This window comes from Anaerosalibacter massiliensis, from assembly GCF_024623155.1.
In the GTDB taxonomy this organism is placed as follows: domain Bacteria; phylum Bacillota; class Clostridia; order Tissierellales; family Sporanaerobacteraceae; genus Anaerosalibacter; species Anaerosalibacter massiliensis.
The window spans coordinates 98,994-120,772 of the sequence record NZ_JANJZL010000005.1 but is presented as its reverse complement, the minus strand read 5'-3'; the positions used below and the strand labels follow the sequence as shown (position 1 = coordinate 120,772).

Genomic DNA, 21,779 nt, shown 5'->3' with positions numbered 1-21,779 from the left:
GGAGTGCTTTTTTGTGTATTAAATAATAACTAGATAATCAAAGATTTTTATTAATATTATACGATTTATTGCAAAAAGTAAGTTTAAGGTAATTATATTAGACTCATAGCATTAATTAATGGTCAAAATAAAAATTTACAACTAAATTTGAAGGAGTATAATGAAATAATCATGAGGTGATGTATATGGAAGATATAATAGGAAAAATAATAAATATTGATAATGAAACTGTAAAAGTAAAGGAGAAAATTGAAGCTATAAAAAGAGAAAATACTAAAGAGATAGAGAAAAGTTCAAGAAAAATGGAAGAGGAAATAATAGGTGAAGCTAAATCTAGAGGGAAAAACATATATGAAGAAATATTGAAAAATGCAAAAGAAGAGACTGACAAGATTGAAGAGAATGAAATGGCTATATATAAACAAATTGAAAGAATTTATGAAGAAAAAAGAGATTTAATTATTGATAGACTTTTTAATCAAATATTCATGAGCTAATTTAAGGAGCTGAAATCATGGGAAATGAGAGACGATTTGCAGCACTAAATACTAAAATAAGGGTTTTAAAAGGGAACTTTCTTACAAATGAGCATTTTATAGATCTGTTTAATAAGAAAGATGTATCTGAAGTTGCTCAGTATTTAAAGGAAAATACAAACTATAAAATAGTTTTAGAAGATATAAATGTGAAGGATATTCATAGAAGAGAATTAGAAAAACTACTAAAAGAATATGTATTAATTCAACACAAGAAACTTATTCATTATTTTACAGATGAATATAAAAAATTATTTAAAACTATATTTATTAGGTATGAAATAGAGGATTTGAAATTGAATTTAAGAAATTTGTTAAGAGAAGAAGATACTAGTGATTTAGAAACATTTATTAAAAGTTTAAAAGATACTATGTATTATCCAATATTAAAGCCTTATTTGAATGAAGATAGTAGAAGAATTTTATTCTATATGGAAATGAATTTAGATAGATTATATTTTTTGTTGCTTAGGAAAAATAGTACTGCGTTAGATAAAAAAGATAGTATTTTATTTAAAGAGTTTCTTGGAAAGAATATTGATTTATTAAATTTAGAATGGATTTATAGAGGAATAAAATTTTATAATCTAATTCCTGAAGAACTTATAAATTATACTATTCAGGAAGGATATGAATTCAAATATAATGATATAAAAGTTCTTTGTTATTGTAATGAAAAAGAGTTTAAAAAAAGAGTGTTAAATTCAAAATATAGCTTTTTATTTGATACAGAACAAAATATAGATTTATATATGGAAAGAAGGATAGAAAGATATTTATATTTTCAATCTTTAGAAATGCTTAAAAAGGAAAAACTAGATATTACAGTATTTTTAGCGTATATTCATCTATTAGAATATGAATTGAGAGATCTTTTTTCTACTATAGAAATTATAAAGTATGGAATATCTTTTGATGAAGGTAAGAACTATCTCATAAGGAAAATTGAAGGAAGTGATATTAGATAATGGCCATTGAAAAAATGTCTATGATGAATATTGTAGGGGATATAAAAACTGTAGATGAAGTATTAAAAGATTTAATACTTTTAGAAAACATTAGCTTAGTTAATTCTTTAGCACAAATAGAAGAAGATAGTTTTATGTTCAACGTAAAAGATGAAAATGTAGAAAAAATTGTAGATTTAAATTTTATATCTTCTTTTTCTAAAGATAAAGAATGTGAAGACTGTCTAAAAAAAGTAGAGGAATTAAACAAAATATTTAAAGGAGAGATTTATCTAGATAAAAATTCCTTAAAAGAAGATTATAATTTTAAGGATTCTATAAAATCTTTCCAAAGTATTTATGAAGAAATCACATCAATGTACAATAAATTATTAAATTTGAAAGATGGATTAAGTAAGATTGATAAATTTTATAGTAATTTCATGTATTTAAAAGATACAGAAGTTTATATTGAGGATTTGAGAAATTTAAAATATTTCAATTATGTTTTTGGAGTTTTAACAAAGGAAGATAGATTAAAGCTAAAAAAGAATTATGAAAATATACTTGCAGTAGTTTTCCATACAGGTAGTGGAGATAATGGAGAAGTATATCTTATTATATATCCTTCTAGTTTGGAGGAGGAAACTACTAGAATACTAAAATCTTTAAATTTTAATAGGATAGATATTCCTGAAGAATTTTCTGGTACTCCAGATGAGATAGTTAGAGATCTTAATAAAAAGAAAGTTGAAGTTAAAAAGAAGATAGAAGAAGTAGAAAGTAAGTTAGAAGATTTGAAGCGAAAAAACATAGTTAAAGTTCAAAAGTTTCTAGGTAAATTTCAAATGGCAGAGAAAATTAAGGAAGCAAAAGAATATATGGCTCATTCTGATCACTTTTTCTACCTTTCAGCTTGGACACCAATCAAGGATAAAAATAAGATAGAGGAAGTTTTATCTAAATATGAAGGTTTACTTACTGTATTTAAAAGCGAAGAAGAGATTTCAAAATCTAAAATACCTACTAAACTTAGAAATAATAAAATATTTAAACCCTTTGAAACTTTAGTTAAAATGTATGGAACGCCCTCTTATAATGAATTAGATCCAACTCCCTTTTTAAGTATTACCTATATGCTTTTATTTGGAGCTATGTTTGGAGATTTAGGTCAAGGTTTAATACTCCTTCTGGGAGGTTATGTTCTTTCTAAGAAAAAAGGAAATAAGATATTTGGAAGCTTAATTTCTAGGTTGGGAATTAGTTCCATGGTATTTGGAACTCTTTATGGTGCTTTTTTTGGGTTTGAGGACATAATTCCTGCTCTTCTAATTAGACCTTTTGAAAATATAGATACAGTTTTAAAAGCGGCCATAGTGGCAGGAATATTTTTAATATTTATAAGTTATATATACAGCATATTAAATAGCATCAAGAGAAAGGATTTAAAAAATGGATTATTTGGAAAAGATGGAGTAGTAGGTTTTATGTTCTATATTACATTATTACTTCTTTTGGGAGAAGTAGTATTAAAAAGAACTATTATACCTAAAACAGTAGGAGTAGTATTGTCTATTGCTTTTATAGCTTTAATGATTTTAAAAGAGCCATTGTCTAATTTAATTTTAGGAAAGAAACCATTATATACTGAAGATGTTTCAAGTTATTATATTGAAAGCAGTTTTTCTATTTTAGAAACTCTTTTAAGTATGCTTAGTGGTACAGTTTCTTTTATAAGGGTAGGTGCTTTTGCTCTTACTCATGTAGGTTTATTTATAGCTTTTCAAACTATAGGAAAAATGATAGGTACTCAAATAGGCAATGTAATAGTTTTAGTTTTAGGAAATATAATCATCATAGGTCTTGAGGGGCTAATAGTGTTTATACAAGGCTTAAGATTACAATACTATGAATTATTTAGTAGATACTATGAAGGAGAAGGTATTGAATTTAAACCAATAAAAATTGATCGATAGGAGGAAATTAAATGACTTTTATAATGATATCAACTACAATTATGGTTTTAATGACTATTGGAACAGGAATTTATTTTCTATATAAGGGAGTAGAAGTTAATAAAAGTAAACTTAAGAAGGCACTCCGTTTTAATTTGTATGCTTTTTTACCTTTATTAGTTTCAGCAATTATTATATTTGTACCAAACTTTTCTCAAGCCCAAGGCACTAATGCTACTTCGCCTTCAGGATTAGGCCTTATGGCAGCAGCTCTCTCAACAGGATTAGCTACAATTGGTGCTGGATATGCAGTAGGAGTAGTAGGTTCATCTGCATTAGGTGCTGTTTCAGAAGAGCCTGGAATATTAGGAAAAACTCTTATATTTGTTGGATTAGCTGAAGGTATTGCTATATATGGACTTATAGTATCAATACTTATATTAGGGAGATTGTAGAAATGAAATCTTTTCTAATTAGTGACAATAAGGATACAATAGTAGGACTTAGACTTGCTGGAATGAATGGAATTGTAGCTGTAGAAAGAGAAGAAATTATTAAAGAATTAGACAAAGCTATTGAAGATAAGGATATAGGAATAATAATTCTTACGGAAGGCATATTTAACAAAGTAAAAGATAGAGTTTTGGAAATAAAGTTAAAAGAAAGTATTCCATTGATAATTACTATTCCAAGCAGATATGGAATGAGAGATAAAGATTTTATTACAAAATATATAAGAGACTCAATAGGTATTAAAATTTAAGGTGGTGGCAGTATGATTACCATTGAAGACAAGTTAGATATATTTTATAAACTAGTATTAGAAAAAGAAAGAGAACAAGGTTCAAAAATAATAGATGAAATCAAGGAAAAGAATAGAGTTCTTCTGGAAGATTATGAGAAAAAATTGCTTGAAAAGAAGGATGAAATTATAGAGGAAAGTGTTAGAAATGGGGAGTTGAAAAAAGATGAGTTAATTTCCCAGAGAATAATAGAGGCAAGGAAAAAGATATTTAATAAAAAGGAAGAACTATTAGAGGATCTTATACTAGGTTTAGAGAAAAAAGCCGAGGATTTTGTTTGTTCTAAAGAGTATGAAGATTATTTATTAAGGGATATAAAAGAGGTATTAAACAATATAGAAGATGAAAGTATAATATTATATTTAAAAGATGAGGATAGATATAATTTTAGCAGTAGTATAGTTAAAATAGGAGAGGACATGGATAAGAAAATTTCCTTTAAAAACCCTAAAGAAAATATACTTGGAGGATTCTTAGTTTCTGATATTAATGAAAAATATTTAATAGATGAAAGCTTTAGGGGGAAAATAGAGGAAAATAAATATCTAATTGGAGAATTATTATATAGTACTTTAGAAAAAGCAGGTGATATCCTTGACTAATATAGTAGGCAAAGTAAGTATGATAAATGGACCTGTTATTAGGGGAGTAGATATGACAGGATTTAAAATGCGTGAAATGGTATTAGTTGGTGAAAAGAAGCTTATAGGTGAAGTTATATCTATTGATAGGGATACAGGAATTATACAGGTATATGAAGAGACAGAAGGATTGAAAAAAGGTGAGAAGATTGTATCTACAGGAAAGCCTTTAAGTCTTAAATTAGGGCCAGGAATTCTTGGAAATATGCTTGATGGTATAGAAAGACCATTAAAAAAGATAAATAATGATTTTGGAAGCTTTATACCAGAAGGTATAGGTCTTATATCTCTTGATGAAGAAAAAACATGGGAAGTAAATGTTTTGGTTGATATAGGAGATTTTATAAGTGAAGGAGAGGTTTATGGAAGTGTAGAGGAAACTTCTCTTATTACCCACAAGTTAATAGTACCTTTTGGAGTTAAAGGAAAGGTTGTTGAAGCTAAGGAAAGTGGTAAATATTCCATAGAAGAAGAACTAGTGGTGGTAGAGGATAAAAAGGGAAGAATCCATTCATTAAAAATGTATCAGGAGTGGTCTATTAGAACCCCAAGACCAGTTAAGGAACGACTTCCAATAGATAGGCTTCTCATTACAGGACAGAGGGTATTAGATATATTTTTTCCTATTGCTAAAGGTGGAACAGCTGCTATTCCTGGAGGTTTTGGGACAGGGAAGACTATGACTCAACATCAATTAGCAAAATGGTCTGATGCAGATATTATAGTATATATAGGTTGTGGAGAAAGAGGAAATGAGATGACAGAAGTATTAGAGGATTTTCCCAAGTTAATAGATCCAAAAACTAATAAGCCTATTATGGAAAGAACAGTTCTAATAGCCAATACATCAAATATGCCTGTAGCCGCTAGGGAAGCTAGTATTTATACTGGAATAACTATAGCTGAGTATTTTAGGGATATGGGATATCATGTAGCTATAATGGCAGATTCTACTTCTAGATGGGCTGAAGCTTTAAGGGAGATTTCTGGAAGGTTGGAAGAGATGCCAGCAGAGGAAGGTTATCCTGCTTATTTGCCTACTAGACTTGCAGAATTTTATGAAAGGGCAGGATATGTGAAAAATTTTAATGATACAGAAGGATCGGTAACTATTATAGGGGCTGTATCTCCTGCAGGTGGAGACTTTTCAGAACCTGTTACAGAAAATACTAAGAGATTTGTAAATGTATTTTTAGCCCTTGACAGGGAGTTAGCATATTCTAGACATTATCCATCTGTTAACTGGCTTACAAGTTATAGTGGATATATAGAAGCACTCAAAGGTTTCTATAACAGGGAATTAAATGAGGATGTTAAAGAACTCCGTGCTAAAATGTTAAGGCTCTTATATGAAGAGGCTAGACTTAAGGATTTAGTTTTATTAGTAGGGGAGGATGTACTTCCAGATGAAGAAAGATTAGTACTTGAGATTTCAAGAATAATAAAGATAGGATTCTTACAACAAAATGCTTTTCACAGTGAAGATACATTTGTACCGTTAAGAAAACAAATAGAAATGTTAAAAGCAATAGATCATCTTTATGAAAGAGCATTGAGTTCAGTAAAAATGGGAATACCTATTTCTCAGATTAAAGATAGTAAATTATTTGAAGATATTACTAAAATGAAATATACTATTCCAAATAATAATCTAGAGGGAATAGATGAACTAAATAGACAAATAGATGATTTCTATAATAGTTTAGATGAAAAATACTCTAAATAGAGAGGTAGATAATATGAAAAGGGAGTATTTACAATTAGACAGAATTGAAGGAGCATTAATTGAACTTTCAGATACTCATGATGTAGGCTATGGAGAAGTGGTAGAAATAGAAAACAGTGAAGGAAACAAAAAGCTCGGTAGAGTTATAAAGGTCGAGGAAAATAGTGTGGTAGTTCAGGTATTTGGTTCCACAACAGATATATCTACTAAAAACACCAAAGTAAATTTTAAGGGTAAGCCTTTTGAAATATCCTTATCAAAGGATATTTTAGGAAGAACTTTTAATGGAATAGGAGGTCCTATTGATGGAATGGGTGAAATATATTCTAAAGAAAGTTACAATGTAAATGGAAGGCCTATAAATCCAGTGGCAAGAGAATACCCAAGAGATTATATTCAAACAGGTATTTCATCTATAGATGGACTTATGACATTGATAAGGGGACAAAAATTACCTATATTTTCTGGTAATGGTCTTCCACATAATGAATTAGCAGCTCAAATTGTAAGACAGGCAAAGATAAAGTCTAAAGATGGAGAAAAGGTGAAATTCGGAATAATATTTGCGGCTATGGGAGTTAGACATGATGAGGCCCATTTTTTTAGGGAAACTTTTAGGAAATCTCATGTATTAGATAGAGTAGTTATGTATATAAATTATGCAGATGATCCTATTATGGAAAGGATTATAGCTCCAAGGTCTGCTCTTACAGCAGCAGAATATTTAGCTTTTGAGGAAAATATGCATGTATTAGTTATAATGACTGATATTACAAGTTATGGAGAGGCGTTAAGGGAAATCTCTTCTTTAAGAGAAGAAGTACCAAGTAGAAGAGGATACCCAGGATATCTTTATTCAGATTTGGCAAGCTTATATGAAAGGGCTGGAATGCTTAAAGATAAAGTTGGTTCTATTACATTAATCCCTATACTTACTATGCCTAATGATGATATTACTCATCCTATTCCAGATTTAACAGGTTATATAACAGAAGGACAAATAGTTCTTTCTAGAGAATTGTATCAAAAGAATATTTACCCACCTATAAATGTTTTACCATCACTTTCAAGGCTAATGAAAGATGGTATAGGAGAAGGATTTACTAGAGAAGATCATCCAGATGTAGCAAACCAGCTATTTTCTTCCTATTCAAAAGTTCAAGAGGTAAGATCTCTTGCTCAAATAATAGGAGAAGATGATTTGCCAGATAGGGATAAAAAATACTTAGAATTTGGTAGACAGTTTGAAGATAAATTTGTAAAACAAGATTTCAATGAAAATAGGGATATGGAAGATACTTTAAATATAGGTTGGGAACTATTGTCAATTTTACCTGTAGAGGAATTAGATAGATTAGATTCTAAATTAATAGAAAAATATTTAAAAAACAGGTGATAATATGCCAATGTATAAGATAACTCCTACAAAGGCTAATTTGATTAAAGCTAAAAGTTCTCTAGAGTTTTCAAAAAAAGGTTATGAACTTTTAGATAAAAAAAGAACAGTTTTGATAAAGGAAATGATGGCTTTAATTGAAAAGGCTAATAGAATAGAAGAAGAAATAAATACAAGTTTTCAAGAAGCTTATAAAAAATTACAATTTGCTAATATAACTATGGGTTCAGAATCAGTTGAAAAGATAGCTATGTCTTTAGAGAAAGAAGAAGATTTTGAGATACTTTTTAAAAGTATTATGGGAGTAGAGATTCCTTATATAGAATATGAGAAAAGACCTTTTTCTACAGAATATGGTTTTTTCAGAACCAATCCTGCTTTTGACATGGCAGTACTATCATTTGTGAATATAAGATATCTTATTTACGAATTAGCAGAAATAGAAAATTCCGTTTATAAATTGGCTACGGAAATAGAAAAAACTCAAAAAAGAGCTAATGCCCTAGAAAAGATTCAAATTCCTAAATATGAAATGGAGATAAAATCTATTGAAGAAGTATTAGAGGAGAAGGAAAGAGAAGACTTTTTTAGGCTAAAGAGAGTAAAAGGCAAAAAATAAAAAAATCCTAGTTCACTAGGATTTTTTATCTTTCTATCTATGTTTTTCTAATAATTTATTTTTAATATCCCATAAAGGTTTTGATAAGTCCACAAAATATTTATGAGGTTTTTCAAAGCGAAGTACCTCTTCCCAAAGTGTTCCTACTTGCTCATTACAATAGTTCTTTATTTCCTCTATATTTGGACTTTCATATACAGACTCTCCACCATCAAATATTTTAACTAAAAGTTTTTTTGCATAGAAATTAGTTATAGTCTTACGTTTCCAAGTATATAAAGGATGGAATATTTCATATGGTTTAGAATCATCTATAGTTTCGTCATAAAGTGCAATAACATCTGCTATGGCTTTTCCACTACATTTGTCAAATAACCTATATACTTGTTTAAATCCAGGTATAGTAATCTTACCAACATTTTCACTAACTTTTATTTTAGGCACTACTTGTTCATTTTCCTCTACAGCCGATAATTTATAAACTCCTCCAAATACTGGTTCGGATTTAGCTGTAATAAGTCTTTCTCCAACTCCAAAGGAATCTATTTTGGCTCCTTGACTTAAAAGTTCTCTAATAACATATTCATCAAGGGAACTGCTAGCTACAATAGGACAATCTTCAAATCCAGCTTCATCAAGCATTTTTCTTGCTTCCTTTGAAAGGTAGGCAATATCTCCACTATCTATTCTAATTCCCTTTGGTCTATAGCCCTTAGGTACCACATCTTCTTTAAATGTTTTAATAGCATTTGGAACTCCAGACTCTAAAACATTGTAAGTATCTACTAAAAGAACGCAACTATCAGGATATAGTTTTGCATATGCTTTAAAAGCCTCTAATTCAGTAGGGAACATTTGTATCCAACTATGAGCCATTGTTCCTAAAGCAGGAACATCGAAATCTCTATCAACAATAGTACAAGCTGTACCTATACATCCACCAATATAAGCAGCTCTAGCTCCTAAAATAGCCCCTTCATATCCTTGGGCTCTACGAGAACCAAATTCCATGACAGCTCTACCTTTAGCTGCTCTAACTATTCTATTGGCTTTAGTAGCGATAAGACTTTGGTGATTAATAGTTAATAAAATCATAGTTTCAACTATCTGAGCTTGTATTATAGGCCCTCTAACTGTAACTATTGGTTCATGTGGAAATATAGGGGTACCCTCAGGAATAGCCCAAACATCACATTCAAATTTAAAGTTTTTTAAGTAATCTAAAAATCCTTCACTAAAGAGATTTTTACTTCTAAAATATTCAATATCTTCATCGTTAAATTTTAAATTTTTCAAGTACCCAATAAGCTGTTCTACTCCTGCCATTATAGCAAATCCACCATTGTCAGGGATGGATCTAAAAAACATATCAAAATAAGCTATTTTGTCCTCCATATCATATTCAAAATAACCATTAGCCATAGTAAATTCATAAAAGTCTGCAAGCATTGTCAAGTTCTTTTTATCTTTCCAATCAATATTGGTCATGTCCAATCTCCTTTTAAAATTATTTTATTACCTTAATTATATTTGGAAATATGAAAAAATTCAACATTATATCTGAAAATAAAACAGGTGGCTCCAACTTTACCAATTGGGGTCACCCGTTAAATAAATAGAACTTGTATTATTATACTAGCCCTTAAACAGCTTAAATCTATTTTTTCCAATTTACTAAATCACCTTTTCCTATCTTGTTTACAACTTAAAAGTTAATTTATTTTAGAGCATATGAAACAGTATAATAATTGGCTATTTAGTGGATCTTACATGACTACTAAAAGTTTCTATTTCATCGATTTCATAACCTACTATCTAGGTTATGAAACAAAGCTATTCACATAAAAGCATAGTTTTTGATTTTCTGCTTTTTAATAGGCATCTTAATTTCCGCAGGACCTACGGTACATTTATTCAAATGCAAGGGGGCAAATTAAAGTATTAACGAATAGCTAGTAGAGAATAATTAGTTCTATTTATTTAAATTATATAATATATAAATTTAATTGTAAAGTGTTTTCAGAAGATTGCCAAAAATCATCCGAAAGAAAAGTGCTGTCCCAAAATAAAATTTTGAGATAACCCTTTTTTGTATAAATAAAAAGGAAAAACAGTTTGAAAACTCTTTTTCCTAGTAAAATTTGATTATGGCAAATAACAAATTTCATAATAAGTATACCAAAAAATACGGGGCTTATGTATACCAATTAATGTTACCATTAGATTTTGTAGTAAATATCTCCGATGATGATCCAGTAAGATTGCTTAGCCGAATACTAAATCAGCTTAACTATGACGAGCTTAATCTGGCTACTCCGATAAAGGAAGAAAGTCAGCAGTCTCAAATGAAAGATGAAGATAGAAAACTTTAGAGAAAACAACAACAAAATCAATACACAAACAATTAAATATAGAAAAGGATTCAACAAAATCCCTATCTCTTGAAGATATATGTAAATTACAAGCTCAACAGATAGAAGAACTAACTGTAAAATTAAATTGGTATGAAGAACAATTTCGTTTAAGTCAGAAGAAACGTTTTGGAGCATCGGATTAACCCCTTAATATTGTACAGAAACTCACGAATACTTTTTTTTCTTAGATTATCTATGTTTTAATATTTTTCGCTTTTTTATTATGCATAAATATTTATCTTCATTAAGGGTAAAGGCTAAAGCTCCTGCTGCTGGGCCTTGACTAAATCTAAATATTTATGTGCATTTCTTCTTAAGGCAGAAAATATTAAAGCTTCAGTATAGCTTTCAAATTCATACTTTGATAAACATTCATCTTCCAGTAATCTATGGAAAGATTCTATATGAGCATTTTTATTTGGGGCTTTAAATGGTATTCTTTCATGTTCTAAATTTAGTTCTTTGCAGGCATCTTCAAATTTATGACTGATAAATTATGGTCCGTTGTCTGACCTTATCACTAAACCAGTCTCTTTATTACATAGATTTCGCTTCATTAATGCTCTCTTGAGGGTTATGACTATATCTTTTATCTTTGGCTCTCTGACCCATCTTGTAACTGTACCTGGGACTTTTGTCTGATTTCTTGCTACTAAATTTGCATTTCTAACTTCTTCTACTTCTTTAACAATTTGATTTTTAAATTCTTCTGAATATCTTGTATTTTTGCTTTTCATTTTGGCAACCTCCTGTTGATTATATTTTAATATAATCGTGTGTGATTGTCCAAAATGGTTAGGGGGCTAAATAGAACACATCTATATAATAGAAATGACTTTGCAATGATTAGAGAACAAAATCTAGCAAGTGTATTATTGGAAATAGGATTTATGAACAATCCTAAAGATGTTGAGCTGTTGAGAAGATAGCAAACTAGAGAATATATAGCTGAGGGAATTTATAAAGGAATAGCAGCATATTTTAAATAAAGCTGTGTAAAAAAGAAAAGAAATTGTTTTAAATAAAGAATTTCTTTTCTTTTTGTTTGTAAATAAATATATATTAATTTAGTTATTATTTTGGTTTGGGAGGAAACCATGAAATATTACATCAAATTGATAGTTGTAATTAGAATCTAATCTATAATTAGTGAAATAACAAGTTAATGTTTTATATCCACTCCAATTATAGTTTTCTAAAGTTTTTAAATTACTATCTACTATATTATTCATCTTAGTCATGTCATTAAGTTTTCCTTGATAATAATCTCCAGTATACGTTCCACGAAGAGTAAAGGTATTGAAGAATTGAGATTTTTCCTCTGTAAAAGTAACATTGCTTAATTTAGCTACAGAAGAAATTTCAGAGCATATTTCAGAAGAATTTTTATAAGGATGTTCAATTAAATAATCGTCAGATACTAGAGGAGTTGTCATATTATTATAATTATTGATTAAACGCTGCATGTGGTTTTGATATTGCTCATTTAATGAGTAATTATTACTTAAAGTTTTAATATAATTATCGAAAGATTTTATATCATTATCTTTAATATAATTAGCTAATCTATCATATATATATAAATCTTTTCTGTATAAATAGTCCATAAATATACAGGAGTAGATATAAAACTCAAACCCATCATTATAGGTTGAACTTAAAACTTTAGATAAAGTGTATCTTTCAGAAGACTTAGTATTAACAATATTACTTACAATAGATTTTCTAGGTAATACACCTGAAGTTCTTGTAGAACCAGCAAAAAATTCAGCTCCACCTTCTTCATACCAAGTTAACCTATTATTTTTATATATTTCAGATTCTCCCCACATTCCAGGTACTAGATATCTACCTTGTAAATAATGAGTAAATTCATGTCTAAAAAGTTCTTCTAAAGTATATATACTATCTTTAGGAGTTCTTTCATAAGTATAGAAAGTTCCTTGTCTTTCTATATAAATACCGCCGTTATTTGTATCTAGTTCGTTTATTATTCTATTTAGTTGATATTCTTCTGGGTTATTATATATTATCATGGTTAATATATCATCTGGATTACCTGATTCTAAAGGTTCATCCGTGTCTACTGATCGAAAGTATTGAGCACTTACTTCTTTAGAAGCCCAATAAAGTCTCTTTATTTTATCTTTACGTATTTTATCACCAGTTTTTATTATGATTTTCCCATCATCAAAAGTATAGGTCATAGGATAATATTTATCTCTGGCTTCTTTTCTAAGTTTATTCATGTCTATATTTTTTCCATCATAATTCTTCCCATTATAATTACGATTTATTTCATTAGCAGCTTCTAAATATTGTTCACTTAAATATGGGTGTATGTCCATAGCATTAGTCAAGATTTGTAAACCTTTATCTGGCTCGGTGTGAAACTTTCCTAAACTTGATATACAGAAGATCCCGTTATTTATAAGCCATCCACTATTTGAACTAGGCTTTTCAATGAGGGCTATATCCCCTGATTTATTTATAAAAGAATCTATTTTTTTATACCATTGAGTATCTTTAGGTGGTATCTTTGCTTCGTAGTTTGTGTACATAGAAATGTCATATTCTATACCACGCATAATATTATAAACTGCTTTTCCCTTAGAGTTTTCCTTTGCATATTTGGAAAAGTTCACTATAAATTGTTCTAAAATAGGTGTAGCGCTATTTACTACTTCAACATTACAAGAGCCATTCCAAATTAATAAACCAACGCATGTAACTATTTCATCTTGTATATTAGTTCCCAGTTTAAAGTTTGGATTTTTTTCAATTTCTATTAAAGCTGGTATACATTTATCGTGCATATTTCTCTCATTTAAATACGACAAATCATCATGGTAAAATCCCAAGTAAAATCCTGCTCTTATAACTTCAACTAAAGTAGGAATCCCTTTGTTATCTGTAGAGGTAAATTGGCTTCCTCTATCATATAAAGCGGTAATAAGAGCCTCAATACGATTTTTGTCATTATAGAATTCATAAGCATCAGTACTATATTTAAAAAGATCTAATATATCTGTACTTTTTATACTTGTTAGCAATTTTATTAAATCATTATAATTTAACTTATTTAAATCAGACATAGTATAATTTTGTTTCTGACTATTAGGAGTAATGTTTTTTTGTGTTTTCTTATTTTCTATTATTTTACCTATAGGTTCATTTGAAGGTTTATTGTATTTGTTAGTTTTTTCATTTACAATACACATGTTGTCATTATTAGGTTTTATATTTATAGCTAGTGCTACATTAAAAGAGCATAACAATATAAAAATTGAACAAATAAAAATAAGGAATCGATAAAGCATTCTTTTTTTTCTGAAAATTTTTCTCATCATAGTAAAACCCCCTTTCTTTTAATATAAAGTATTATTCTAGTATCTTTAAATTTATAAAACGACTCCTATACTTAAATTATGAATGTGTTTAATATTTTGTGTATTATTAGTATCTTATTTCTAGAAAAATTATAGAATTTAAGTAAGAAAGAGGTTAGAAAATAATAAGAGAAGCGATTTATGTTTTATCGCTTCTCTTATTATTTTCTATTGAGTTGCTAATAACTTTTTTCCCTTATCTGTAATAATTAAAGTATTTGCTATATTTAAAGAACAATTTATATTACAACCTGCACATTTTTTATTGCAGAAATCGTTAGGTACTTTTTCTTCAGAAACATATCCCATTCTTTGCAGTTGAATTAAAAGATGTTCTACCATGCTTTCACTAGTATTTAATTTAGATGCTAAAGCTTTCTTCGAAAAAGCTTTCATGTTATTTATTTCTCTTAATATATCTATTAGCATATAATCATCTCCTTAATTTACCGGATGAAGCTTTTTAAAGATTTACTAATAGAAGCCCATGATCTTTTAGAAAAGATGACTTTAGACTTAGAGTTCTTAACTTGCTTTTTAACATTTTTGCTAGTTTGATGATTTACATAGTCTGTAAGTATTAATACTACATCGGTATCCTTAGGAACCTTATAAGTTTGCTCTCTAGATCGTCTCCCAGTAATATGAGTGATTCTATTAAATCCTTTTTCTTTTAGATTGTTTTCTATATTACCTAAATTATCTCCCCCTATAACCAAAACACTCATACTCACGCCTCCTGATTTAAAATTAACTCAATCCAAATAATCCACCGATTTGGAATATAGCTACTGAAATTATCCAACCTACTGCAAAAGTATAAAGAGCTGTAAATACTGCCCATTTTGTTGAATTTGTCTCCCGTCTAATAGTACCTATTACTGCAGCACATGGTGTATAAAGTAAAGTCATAATCATGAATGATAGAGCACTTAATGGTGTAAATGCTCCTTGTATAGCTGTAACAAGTTGAGCCCCTTCCTCAACACCTGCATATACCATGCCCAATGTTGCAACAACAGCTTCTTTGGCTACAATCCCTGCAAACAATCCTACTGAAGCTTGCCATGTCCCAAAACCTGCAGGTTTAAATATTGGTGCAATAACAGTTCCTATTTTTCCTAAAATACTAGACTGACTATAAGGTTCAACTCCATAAGGGAGAACAGATAGTATCCAAAGTACAGTTACAACAGCAAATATCGTAGTACCAGCTCTTTTTAAGAAAGAGCTTACTTTATCCCACATATTGAGAAGAGTACCTTTTAAAGTTGGAAATCTATAAGGAGGTAGTTCCATAACAAAATAAGAGGACTCTCCTTCAAACAATGTTTTGCTAAATATCTTACCCATAATTATAGCTACTAAAAATCCAAATGCATATATGGAAAATAGTATGAGAGCTTTATGTTTAGGGAAGAATGCAGATATAAATACTAAATATATAGGTAATCTGGCTCCACAAGAAATAAATGGATTTATTAAAATTGCAATCATTCTATCTTTTTTGCTATCTAAAGTTCTTGTAGCCATTATACCGGGAACATTACATCCAACTCCCACTAACATAGAAATAAAAGTTTTTCCATGTAATCCTAAGGAACGCATTATTCTATCCATAACATAGGCAGCTCTTGCCATATATCCACTATCTTCTAAAATTCCAAGGAGTAGATACATAACTGCTATCAATGGCACAAATTCAATGACAGCTCCTACACCACCAAGAATCCCATCAGTTATAAATGCAGTTAAAAGCTCTGGTGCATTTACATTAACAAGGAAGGATTCAACAGAGGCTGTAAAAGTTTCCATTCCAGCATTTAAGCCTTCTTGGAGAATATCTTCTCCTATAGCAAAAGTCAATTGATAAACTATAAGCATTATCAGAGCAAATATAGGAAGACCTAACCATTTATGAGTTAAAACTTTATCAATTTTATCTGATTTAGTAATTATTTCTTCTTTAGGTTTTTTAACAGTTTTATTAACTATATTTCCGATAAATTCATACCTTTTATCAACTATTATAAGTTCCGGTTCCATAGCAGCAATGGCAATGGCATCACCACTTTCATGGGCTATTTTAAGAATATTTTTATCTGTTATTTCAGATATATACTCATCACCTTCAAGAAGTTTAATAGCAATCCATTCTGATGGATATTCTGTATTTAAATTAGAGTTTTCTATGATTTCTTTCAGTTTGTTTATCTCATTGTCTATATCTTTTCCATAATTTATTTTATTTTGAGGTACATTACCAGCACTCATCATATTAATAGACTCTTCAATTAATTTTTCTATACCATTTTTTTTAGAAGCTATCGTAGCTACTACAGGTACACCTAATTCTTTTGAAAGCTTTTTTATATCTATAGATATATTTTTTTCCTTAGCCTCATCCATCATATTTAAGGCAACAATAACTTTTGTTCCCATTTCTAAAAGTTGAGTAGTAAGATATAGATTTCTCTCAATATTTGTTGCATCTACTACATTTATAACTACATCTGGCTCATCTTTTAGAATAAAATCTCTTGCAACAATCTCATCTTCAGAATATGCTCCTAAACTATAAGTGCCAGGTAGATCTACAATGTTATATTTCTTGTTCTTAAAATTAAGAATTCCTTCTTTTTTCTCCACAGTAACTCCTGGCCAGTTTCCTACATGTTGATTAGTTCCAGTAAGAGCATTAAAAAGAGTAGTTTTTCCGCTATTAGGGTTTCCAACTAAAGCAATTGTATTCAAAATATTCGCCTCCTTATCAATCGATAATCGTTATCAATAACAATTTAAAAAAATAATAGACCAGTAATACTTTACTGGCTAACCATTATTTTTTGAGCAAGTCCTCTTCCTATAGCAATTTTATATCCAGAGAGAGAGACTATTATAGGACCTGCATCATTTTTAACAATCTTCACTTCCGTACCTTTATTAAAGCCCATTTCATAAAGTCTTTTAGATATTTTTTCGCCACCTACTATATTGTCAACTTTTCCTTTTTGGCCTTCACTGAAAAAATTTAGAGGCATATTAGCCATATTTTCACCTCCTAAAAGTTATTTTACAAATATATTAGAAGCTTCATTTTTTCTTAGTGTAAGTTTATACCCTCTTAATAATATTTCAATAGGATCTCCTAATGGTGCCCTACCTTTAATCTCTACTTCTACTCCAGGAACTACACCCATATCCATAAGCCTTCTTCTTACTGAGGCTTCTTTTGATATACTTACGACTGTTGTTTTTGAACCTAAAGGCATCTCATTTAAGCTTTTCATATGAATCCTCCTTTACACGAAAACGATAATCATTATCAATTACTATAATAATACATTTTTTAAATTTAATCAATAAATTTTAAAAAAATAAGATTAAAGCTTAAAAAAACGTAATATATTTAAAATTATTAAAAGTGTAACCGTTATGTAACCTATTCTAGTCCAATTAATACTATACTATATATAGACAATGTAATTATTAATTTAATAAAATAAAAACTTTTACTACTAAGCAGCCCCTTAGTAGCCCCTTTCGAACCTACTATAATTTTATAGTAGGTTTTTTATTTTTCCTCTTTACAATATGAAAATATAATGTTAATATATAAATACAGACCCACCCGGGGTGGGAGGGGAAAAGGAAAGGAGTGATAGAATGAATATTAAAAATATAACTTTAAATATATCAGGTATGTCCTGTGCTGCTTGTGCACAGAGAATAGAAAGAGTACTTTCAAAGAAAGATGGTATAGAATCTTCCATAGTGAATTTATTAGCTGAAAAAGCCAATATAGAATATGATGAAGACAAAATATCATTAGATGAGATAATTAATATTATTGAAAAGACAGGATATAATGTCAATTTAAATAAGGTGAATCTTTTAATAGAAGGAATGACTTGTTCTGCTTGCTCTGCAAGGGTTGAGAAAGCTTTAAATAAAGTAGATGGTGTAGTAGAGGCTAATGTAAACCTAACCTTAAATAAGGGAACTATAAGCTATGTATCTGATGAATTAGGAGTAGAAGACTTTGTAAAAGCTGTAGAAAAAGCTGGATATAAAGCAGAGTTAGAGAAAGAAAAAGATGTAGATAGAGAAAAGAAGATTAGAGAAAAAGAAATAAAATCATTAAAAACTTCCTTTATTATTTCGGCTATATTAAGTATACCTTTGTTTTCAGCAATGTTTTTCCATATGGCTGGAGTACACACTATACTTAGCAATGGATATTTTCAACTGGCATTGGCAACTCCAGTCCAATTTATAATTGGTTATAGATTTTATGAAGGAGCTTTTAAATCTTTAAGAGGTGGAGGAGCTAATATGGATGTACTAGTATCTATGGGAACTAGTGCAGCTTATTTCTTTAGCTTATATAATTTGTTATCTGGAGTGGGGGAATATTATTTTGAAGCTTCAGCAGTAATTATTACTTTAATACTCCTAGGAAAAACTTTTGAAGCAGTAGCCAAAGGAAAGACTTCAGAGGCTATTAAAAAGTTAATGGGACTTCAACCTAAGACTGCAAGAGTTATAGAAGATGGAGTAGAAAAGGATATCCCTATAGATAATGTAGAAGTGGGGCATATTATTGTAGTTAGACCAGGAGAAAGAATTCCTGTAGATGGTATAATAGTTGAAGGAAATTCATCAATAGATGAATCTATGATTACAGGGGAGAGTATTCCTGTAGATAAACAAATGGGAGATGAAGTAATAGGTGCTACTATAAATAAATTTGGAACATTTAAATTTGAAGCAAAAAAAGTAGGTAAAGATACAGCATTAGCCCAAATAATTAAATTAGTAGAAGATGCTCAAGGGTCTAAGGCACCAGTTCAAAGATTAGCAGATAAAATATCTGGAATATTTGTTCCTACTGTATTAGTAATTGCACTAGCTACTTTTCTAATATGGTATTTTGTAAAGGGTGATTTTACCCATGCACTTATTAGTTCAGTAGCAGTACTTGTAATAGCTTGTCCTTGCTCTCTAGGTTTAGCAACTCCTACAGCTATTATGGTGGGTACAGGAAAAGGTGCAGAGATGGGAATATTAATTAAAGGAGGGGAACATTTAGAAAGAACTCATGAATTAGATACTATAGTATTTGATAAAACAGGAACTATAACTAAAGGAGAGCCAGAAGTTACAGATATAGTTACATTTGGAGTGGAAGAAGATACTATTTTAAGATTGGCAGCAATTGCTGAAAAAACTTCAGAGCATCCTCTAGGTCAGGCAATAGTCAATAAAGCAGTAGAAAAAAATATGGAAATAATAGAGCCAGAAATGTTCTTAGCTATACCTGGAAAAGGGATTAGCTCAACAATAGAAGGGAAAGCTATCCGCATAGGAAACAAAAAAATAATGAAAGATGCAAATATTGAAGTGAAAACAGTAGAGGATGAATTAATTAAACTTGAAGATGAAGGCAAAACTGCTATGCTTTTATCCATAGATGGAGAAATAAAAGGTATAATTGCTGTAGCAGATAGTGTAAAGGAAAGTTCTAAAAAAGCTATAGATGAATTAAAAGCTATGGATATTGATATATATATGATAACTGGAGATAATGAAAGGACTGCAAAGGCTATAGCAAATGAAGTAGGTATTGAAAATGTATTGGCAGAAGTCCTACCTGAAGATAAGGCAAAAGTGGTAGAGGATATTAGAGCTAAAGGAAAGAAAGTAGGTATGGTAGGAGATGGAATAAATGATGCACCAGCATTAGTTGCAGCAGATATAGGATTTGCCATAGGTACTGGTACAGATGTAGCTATGGAAGCAGCTGACATAACCCTTATGGGAGGGGATTTAGAAGACATAGTTAAAGCTATAAGATTAAGTAAGAGAACTATGAAGACTATTAAACAAAATTTATTCTGGGCTTTTGCATACAATACAGCAGGAATTCCTATTGCAGCCATGGGATTTTTAAATCCTATGATAGCAGGTGCAGCAATGGCATTTAGTTCAGTATCAGTTGTAACTAACTCTTTAAGACTTAAAAATTTTAAAGGATAAAAATTAAAAGGAGAGATTATTATGAAAAAAACTATATTAATAGAAGGTATGTCTTGTGGTCATTGTGTAAAGGCAGTAGAAGAAGCATTGAAGGAATTAGATGAAATTAAATCTGTAAATGTAAATTTAGAAGAGAAAAAAGCAGATATAGAAGGAGATAGTTTAGATTATAATAAAATAAAAGAAGCTATAGATGAAGCAGGATATAGAGTTGTTGAAATAAAATAATAGATGGTGATAACTATGATGAATGATGAGAAAAGAAAAGCTATGAATCTTCTAAAAACTGCTAGAGGGCAGATTGATGGTATTATAAAAATGATAGAAGATGATAGATATTGTGTAGACATATCAACTCAAATACTATCAGCAATAGCTCTTTTAAAAAAAGCTAATATAAATATACTAGATCAACATTTAAAACACTGTGTTAGTGAAGCTATATTAGAAGGTGAGCATGAAGGAGAAGAAAAGATAAATGAGATAATTAATATAATAGATAAGTATATAAAATAAACTGATGCTACGTAGCATCAGTTTATTTTATATACTAAATAGATGAATAACATATTTATTTTAAATTATTGAAATATTAAATATTTGATGATAGTACTGGAGTTGAATGGTGTTTATAATCATATTCCTTGTTGTAAGTTAAATAATGGAACAAAATAAATTAAATTGTTAATAGCCAGCTATAAATATTAAAAGGGAAATATGATATAAAAGCCCTAAGAATTAATATATTTAATTTAATATTTCAAGATAGATATGAGTAATATTATAGTCTAAATTAGAGAAATCAGATTATATTTTTTATAGAGTTTTTTATTATAATAAGTCTATTAAAATCAAGTTATAAATTTGTTTGGTATCAATGAATATAGATTAAGAATTTAATAAAGAAATATTCCCATTAAAATTAATACTATTGATAATATTATAATAAAAGAGTTTAAAATAGACATTTTCTTTTTGTTATTAAGCATTATTACAGCAAATTTTCTAAATTTTTCATAATTAAATAACAATGCACTAACTTTTAGTATAGTAAAAGTAATTAATAAAGCAATAATCCAACTATATTTTATATTATTTACAATAACTTGGTACCAAGTATAAAAAACTAATAAATAACCAGATATTCCAACAATATTAACCCATTTAGGTTTATTAATTTTATAAGCAGAATTAAGTTCCCATTCTTTCCAACGTTGTTTCATAAATAGCATAATAATTCTTGAGCCAATACCTATAGCAGCCCATAAAAAACAAATAAATTGAAAATAGTTGAATGACTTCATAATGTTTACC

General features: G+C 29.2%; 24 protein-coding genes. 14 read left to right on the top strand and 10 right to left on the bottom strand.

All coding sequences use genetic code 11. From position 1 onward, the window contains the following. The first annotated feature begins 185 nt into the window (after positions 1-185). Genes NSA23_RS09340 through NSA23_RS09300 form a run of 9 tightly spaced genes read left to right on the top strand, consistent with a single transcriptional unit; the run spans position 186 to position 8,623 of the window. Positions 186-497, top strand: a complete 312-nt coding sequence (locus tag NSA23_RS09340; protein ID WP_257490463.1) for a hypothetical protein — start codon at positions 186-188, stop codon at positions 495-497. A 17-nt stretch (positions 498-514) separates the two neighbouring features. Next, positions 515-1,504 carry a V-type ATPase subunit gene (locus NSA23_RS09335; protein WP_257490462.1) on the top strand — a complete coding sequence of 330 codons (990 nt, stop codon included), beginning with the start codon at positions 515-517 and terminating at the stop codon, positions 1,502-1,504. Next, entirely contained in the window at positions 1,504-3,459 is a 1,956-nt protein-coding gene (locus NSA23_RS09330; RefSeq protein WP_257490461.1) for a V-type ATP synthase subunit I, read from the top strand. The genes NSA23_RS09335 and NSA23_RS09330 overlap by 1 nt, the downstream gene beginning before the upstream one ends. An 11-nt stretch (positions 3,460-3,470) precedes the next feature. Next, on the top strand, positions 3,471-3,893 hold the full coding sequence (locus NSA23_RS09325) for an ATP synthase subunit C (protein WP_042679289.1): 423 nt from the start codon (positions 3,471-3,473) through the stop codon (positions 3,891-3,893). 2 nt (positions 3,894-3,895) lie between these two features. Next, complete coding sequence (locus tag NSA23_RS09320) at positions 3,896-4,201, top strand: V-type ATP synthase subunit F (RefSeq protein WP_257490460.1); 306 nt, start codon at positions 3,896-3,898, stop codon at positions 4,199-4,201. 12 nt (positions 4,202-4,213) lie between these two features. Continuing rightward, the gene (locus NSA23_RS09315) at positions 4,214-4,843 is read left to right on the top strand and encodes a V-type ATP synthase subunit E (RefSeq protein WP_042679284.1); all 630 of its coding nucleotides are present in this window, start codon (positions 4,214-4,216) and stop codon (positions 4,841-4,843) included. Further along, complete coding sequence (locus tag NSA23_RS09310) at positions 4,836-6,608, top strand: V-type ATP synthase subunit A (RefSeq protein ID WP_257490459.1); 1,773 nt, start codon at positions 4,836-4,838, stop codon at positions 6,606-6,608. The genes NSA23_RS09315 and NSA23_RS09310 overlap by 8 nt, the downstream gene beginning before the upstream one ends. 13 nt (positions 6,609-6,621) lie before the next feature. Further along, positions 6,622-8,004 carry a V-type ATP synthase subunit B gene (locus tag NSA23_RS09305; protein WP_042679323.1) on the top strand — a complete coding sequence of 461 codons (1,383 nt, stop codon included), beginning with the start codon at positions 6,622-6,624 and terminating at the stop codon, positions 8,002-8,004. 4 nt (positions 8,005-8,008) lie between these two features. After that, positions 8,009-8,623: a V-type ATP synthase subunit D gene (locus tag NSA23_RS09300; protein ID WP_042679282.1), complete on the top strand. Its 615-nt coding sequence runs from the start codon at positions 8,009-8,011 to the stop codon at positions 8,621-8,623. Positions 8,624-8,656: 33 nt separating this feature from the next. Here the strand turns inward: NSA23_RS09300 and NSA23_RS09295 are convergent, their stop codons facing one another. Beyond that, positions 8,657-10,111 carry a nicotinate phosphoribosyltransferase gene (locus tag NSA23_RS09295; RefSeq protein WP_042679280.1) on the bottom strand — a complete coding sequence of 485 codons (1,455 nt, stop codon included), beginning with the start codon at positions 10,109-10,111 and terminating at the stop codon, positions 8,657-8,659. 722 nt (positions 10,112-10,833) lie between these two features. Here NSA23_RS09295 and NSA23_RS09290 point away from each other — a divergent pair. Beyond that, on the top strand, positions 10,834-10,995 hold the full coding sequence (locus tag NSA23_RS09290; RefSeq protein WP_257490458.1) for a hypothetical protein: 162 nt from the start codon (positions 10,834-10,836) through the stop codon (positions 10,993-10,995). Between the two features lie 299 nt (positions 10,996-11,294). On the opposite strand, the gene NSA23_RS16750 is transcribed toward NSA23_RS09290, so the two are convergent. Further along, a complete protein-coding gene (locus NSA23_RS16750; protein ID WP_420841083.1) occupies positions 11,295-11,528 on the bottom strand; it encodes an integrase core domain-containing protein in 234 nt (77 codons plus the stop codon). Positions 11,529-11,531: 3 nt separating this feature from the next. Next, complete coding sequence (locus NSA23_RS09285) at positions 11,532-11,774, bottom strand: transposase (protein WP_257490457.1); 243 nt, start codon at positions 11,772-11,774, stop codon at positions 11,532-11,534. A gap of 45 nt (positions 11,775-11,819) precedes the next feature. Here NSA23_RS09285 and NSA23_RS09280 point away from each other — a divergent pair, with 45 nt between their 5' ends. Next, positions 11,820-11,966, top strand: coding sequence for a hypothetical protein (locus NSA23_RS09280; RefSeq protein WP_420841081.1), 147 nt, complete (start codon positions 11,820-11,822; stop codon positions 11,964-11,966). A 138-nt stretch (positions 11,967-12,104) separates the two neighbouring features. On the opposite strand, the gene NSA23_RS09275 is transcribed toward NSA23_RS09280, so the two are convergent. The 6 genes from NSA23_RS09275 to NSA23_RS09250 form a co-directional block, all read right to left on the bottom strand. After that, complete coding sequence (locus NSA23_RS09275; RefSeq protein ID WP_257490456.1) at positions 12,105-14,387, bottom strand: collagenase; 2,283 nt, start codon at positions 14,385-14,387, stop codon at positions 12,105-12,107. 207 nt (positions 14,388-14,594) lie between these two features. Continuing rightward, positions 14,595-14,855 (bottom strand): FeoC-like transcriptional regulator, encoded by a 261-nt coding sequence (locus NSA23_RS09270; protein ID WP_042679278.1) that lies wholly within the window; start codon positions 14,853-14,855, stop codon positions 14,595-14,597. Positions 14,856-14,872: 17 nt separating this feature from the next. Next, the gene (locus tag NSA23_RS09265) at positions 14,873-15,154 is read right to left on the bottom strand and encodes a DUF2325 domain-containing protein (protein WP_042679277.1); all 282 of its coding nucleotides are present in this window, start codon (positions 15,152-15,154) and stop codon (positions 14,873-14,875) included. Between the two features lie 22 nt (positions 15,155-15,176). Continuing rightward, a complete protein-coding gene (gene feoB / locus NSA23_RS09260) occupies positions 15,177-17,180 on the bottom strand; it encodes a ferrous iron transport protein B (protein WP_042679275.1) in 2,004 nt (667 codons plus the stop codon). Between the two features lie 71 nt (positions 17,181-17,251). After that, positions 17,252-17,476, bottom strand: a complete 225-nt coding sequence (locus NSA23_RS09255) for a FeoA family protein (RefSeq protein WP_042679273.1) — start codon at positions 17,474-17,476, stop codon at positions 17,252-17,254. A gap of 18 nt (positions 17,477-17,494) precedes the next feature. Then, positions 17,495-17,716, bottom strand: coding sequence for a FeoA family protein (locus NSA23_RS09250; protein ID WP_257490455.1), 222 nt, complete (start codon positions 17,714-17,716; stop codon positions 17,495-17,497). Positions 17,717-18,092: 376 nt separating this feature from the next. On the opposite strand from NSA23_RS09250, the gene NSA23_RS09245 reads away from it, so the two are divergent. The 3 genes from NSA23_RS09245 to NSA23_RS09235 are packed head-to-tail and all read left to right on the top strand — an operon-like array spanning position 18,093 to position 20,981. Beyond that, positions 18,093-20,465, top strand: coding sequence for a heavy metal translocating P-type ATPase (locus NSA23_RS09245; RefSeq protein WP_257490454.1), 2,373 nt, complete (start codon positions 18,093-18,095; stop codon positions 20,463-20,465). A 21-nt stretch (positions 20,466-20,486) separates the two neighbouring features. Next, complete coding sequence (locus tag NSA23_RS09240; RefSeq protein WP_042679267.1) at positions 20,487-20,693, top strand: heavy-metal-associated domain-containing protein; 207 nt, start codon at positions 20,487-20,489, stop codon at positions 20,691-20,693. A gap of 18 nt (positions 20,694-20,711) precedes the next feature. Continuing rightward, positions 20,712-20,981 (top strand): metal-sensing transcriptional repressor, encoded by a 270-nt coding sequence (locus NSA23_RS09235; protein WP_042679265.1) that lies wholly within the window; start codon positions 20,712-20,714, stop codon positions 20,979-20,981. A 380-nt stretch (positions 20,982-21,361) separates the two neighbouring features. Here NSA23_RS09235 and NSA23_RS09230 read toward each other — a convergent pair whose 3' ends face one another. Then, positions 21,362-21,769 carry a hypothetical protein gene (locus tag NSA23_RS09230; RefSeq protein ID WP_257490453.1) on the bottom strand — a complete coding sequence of 136 codons (408 nt, stop codon included), beginning with the start codon at positions 21,767-21,769 and terminating at the stop codon, positions 21,362-21,364. Positions 21,770-21,779 lie beyond the last annotated feature (10 nt).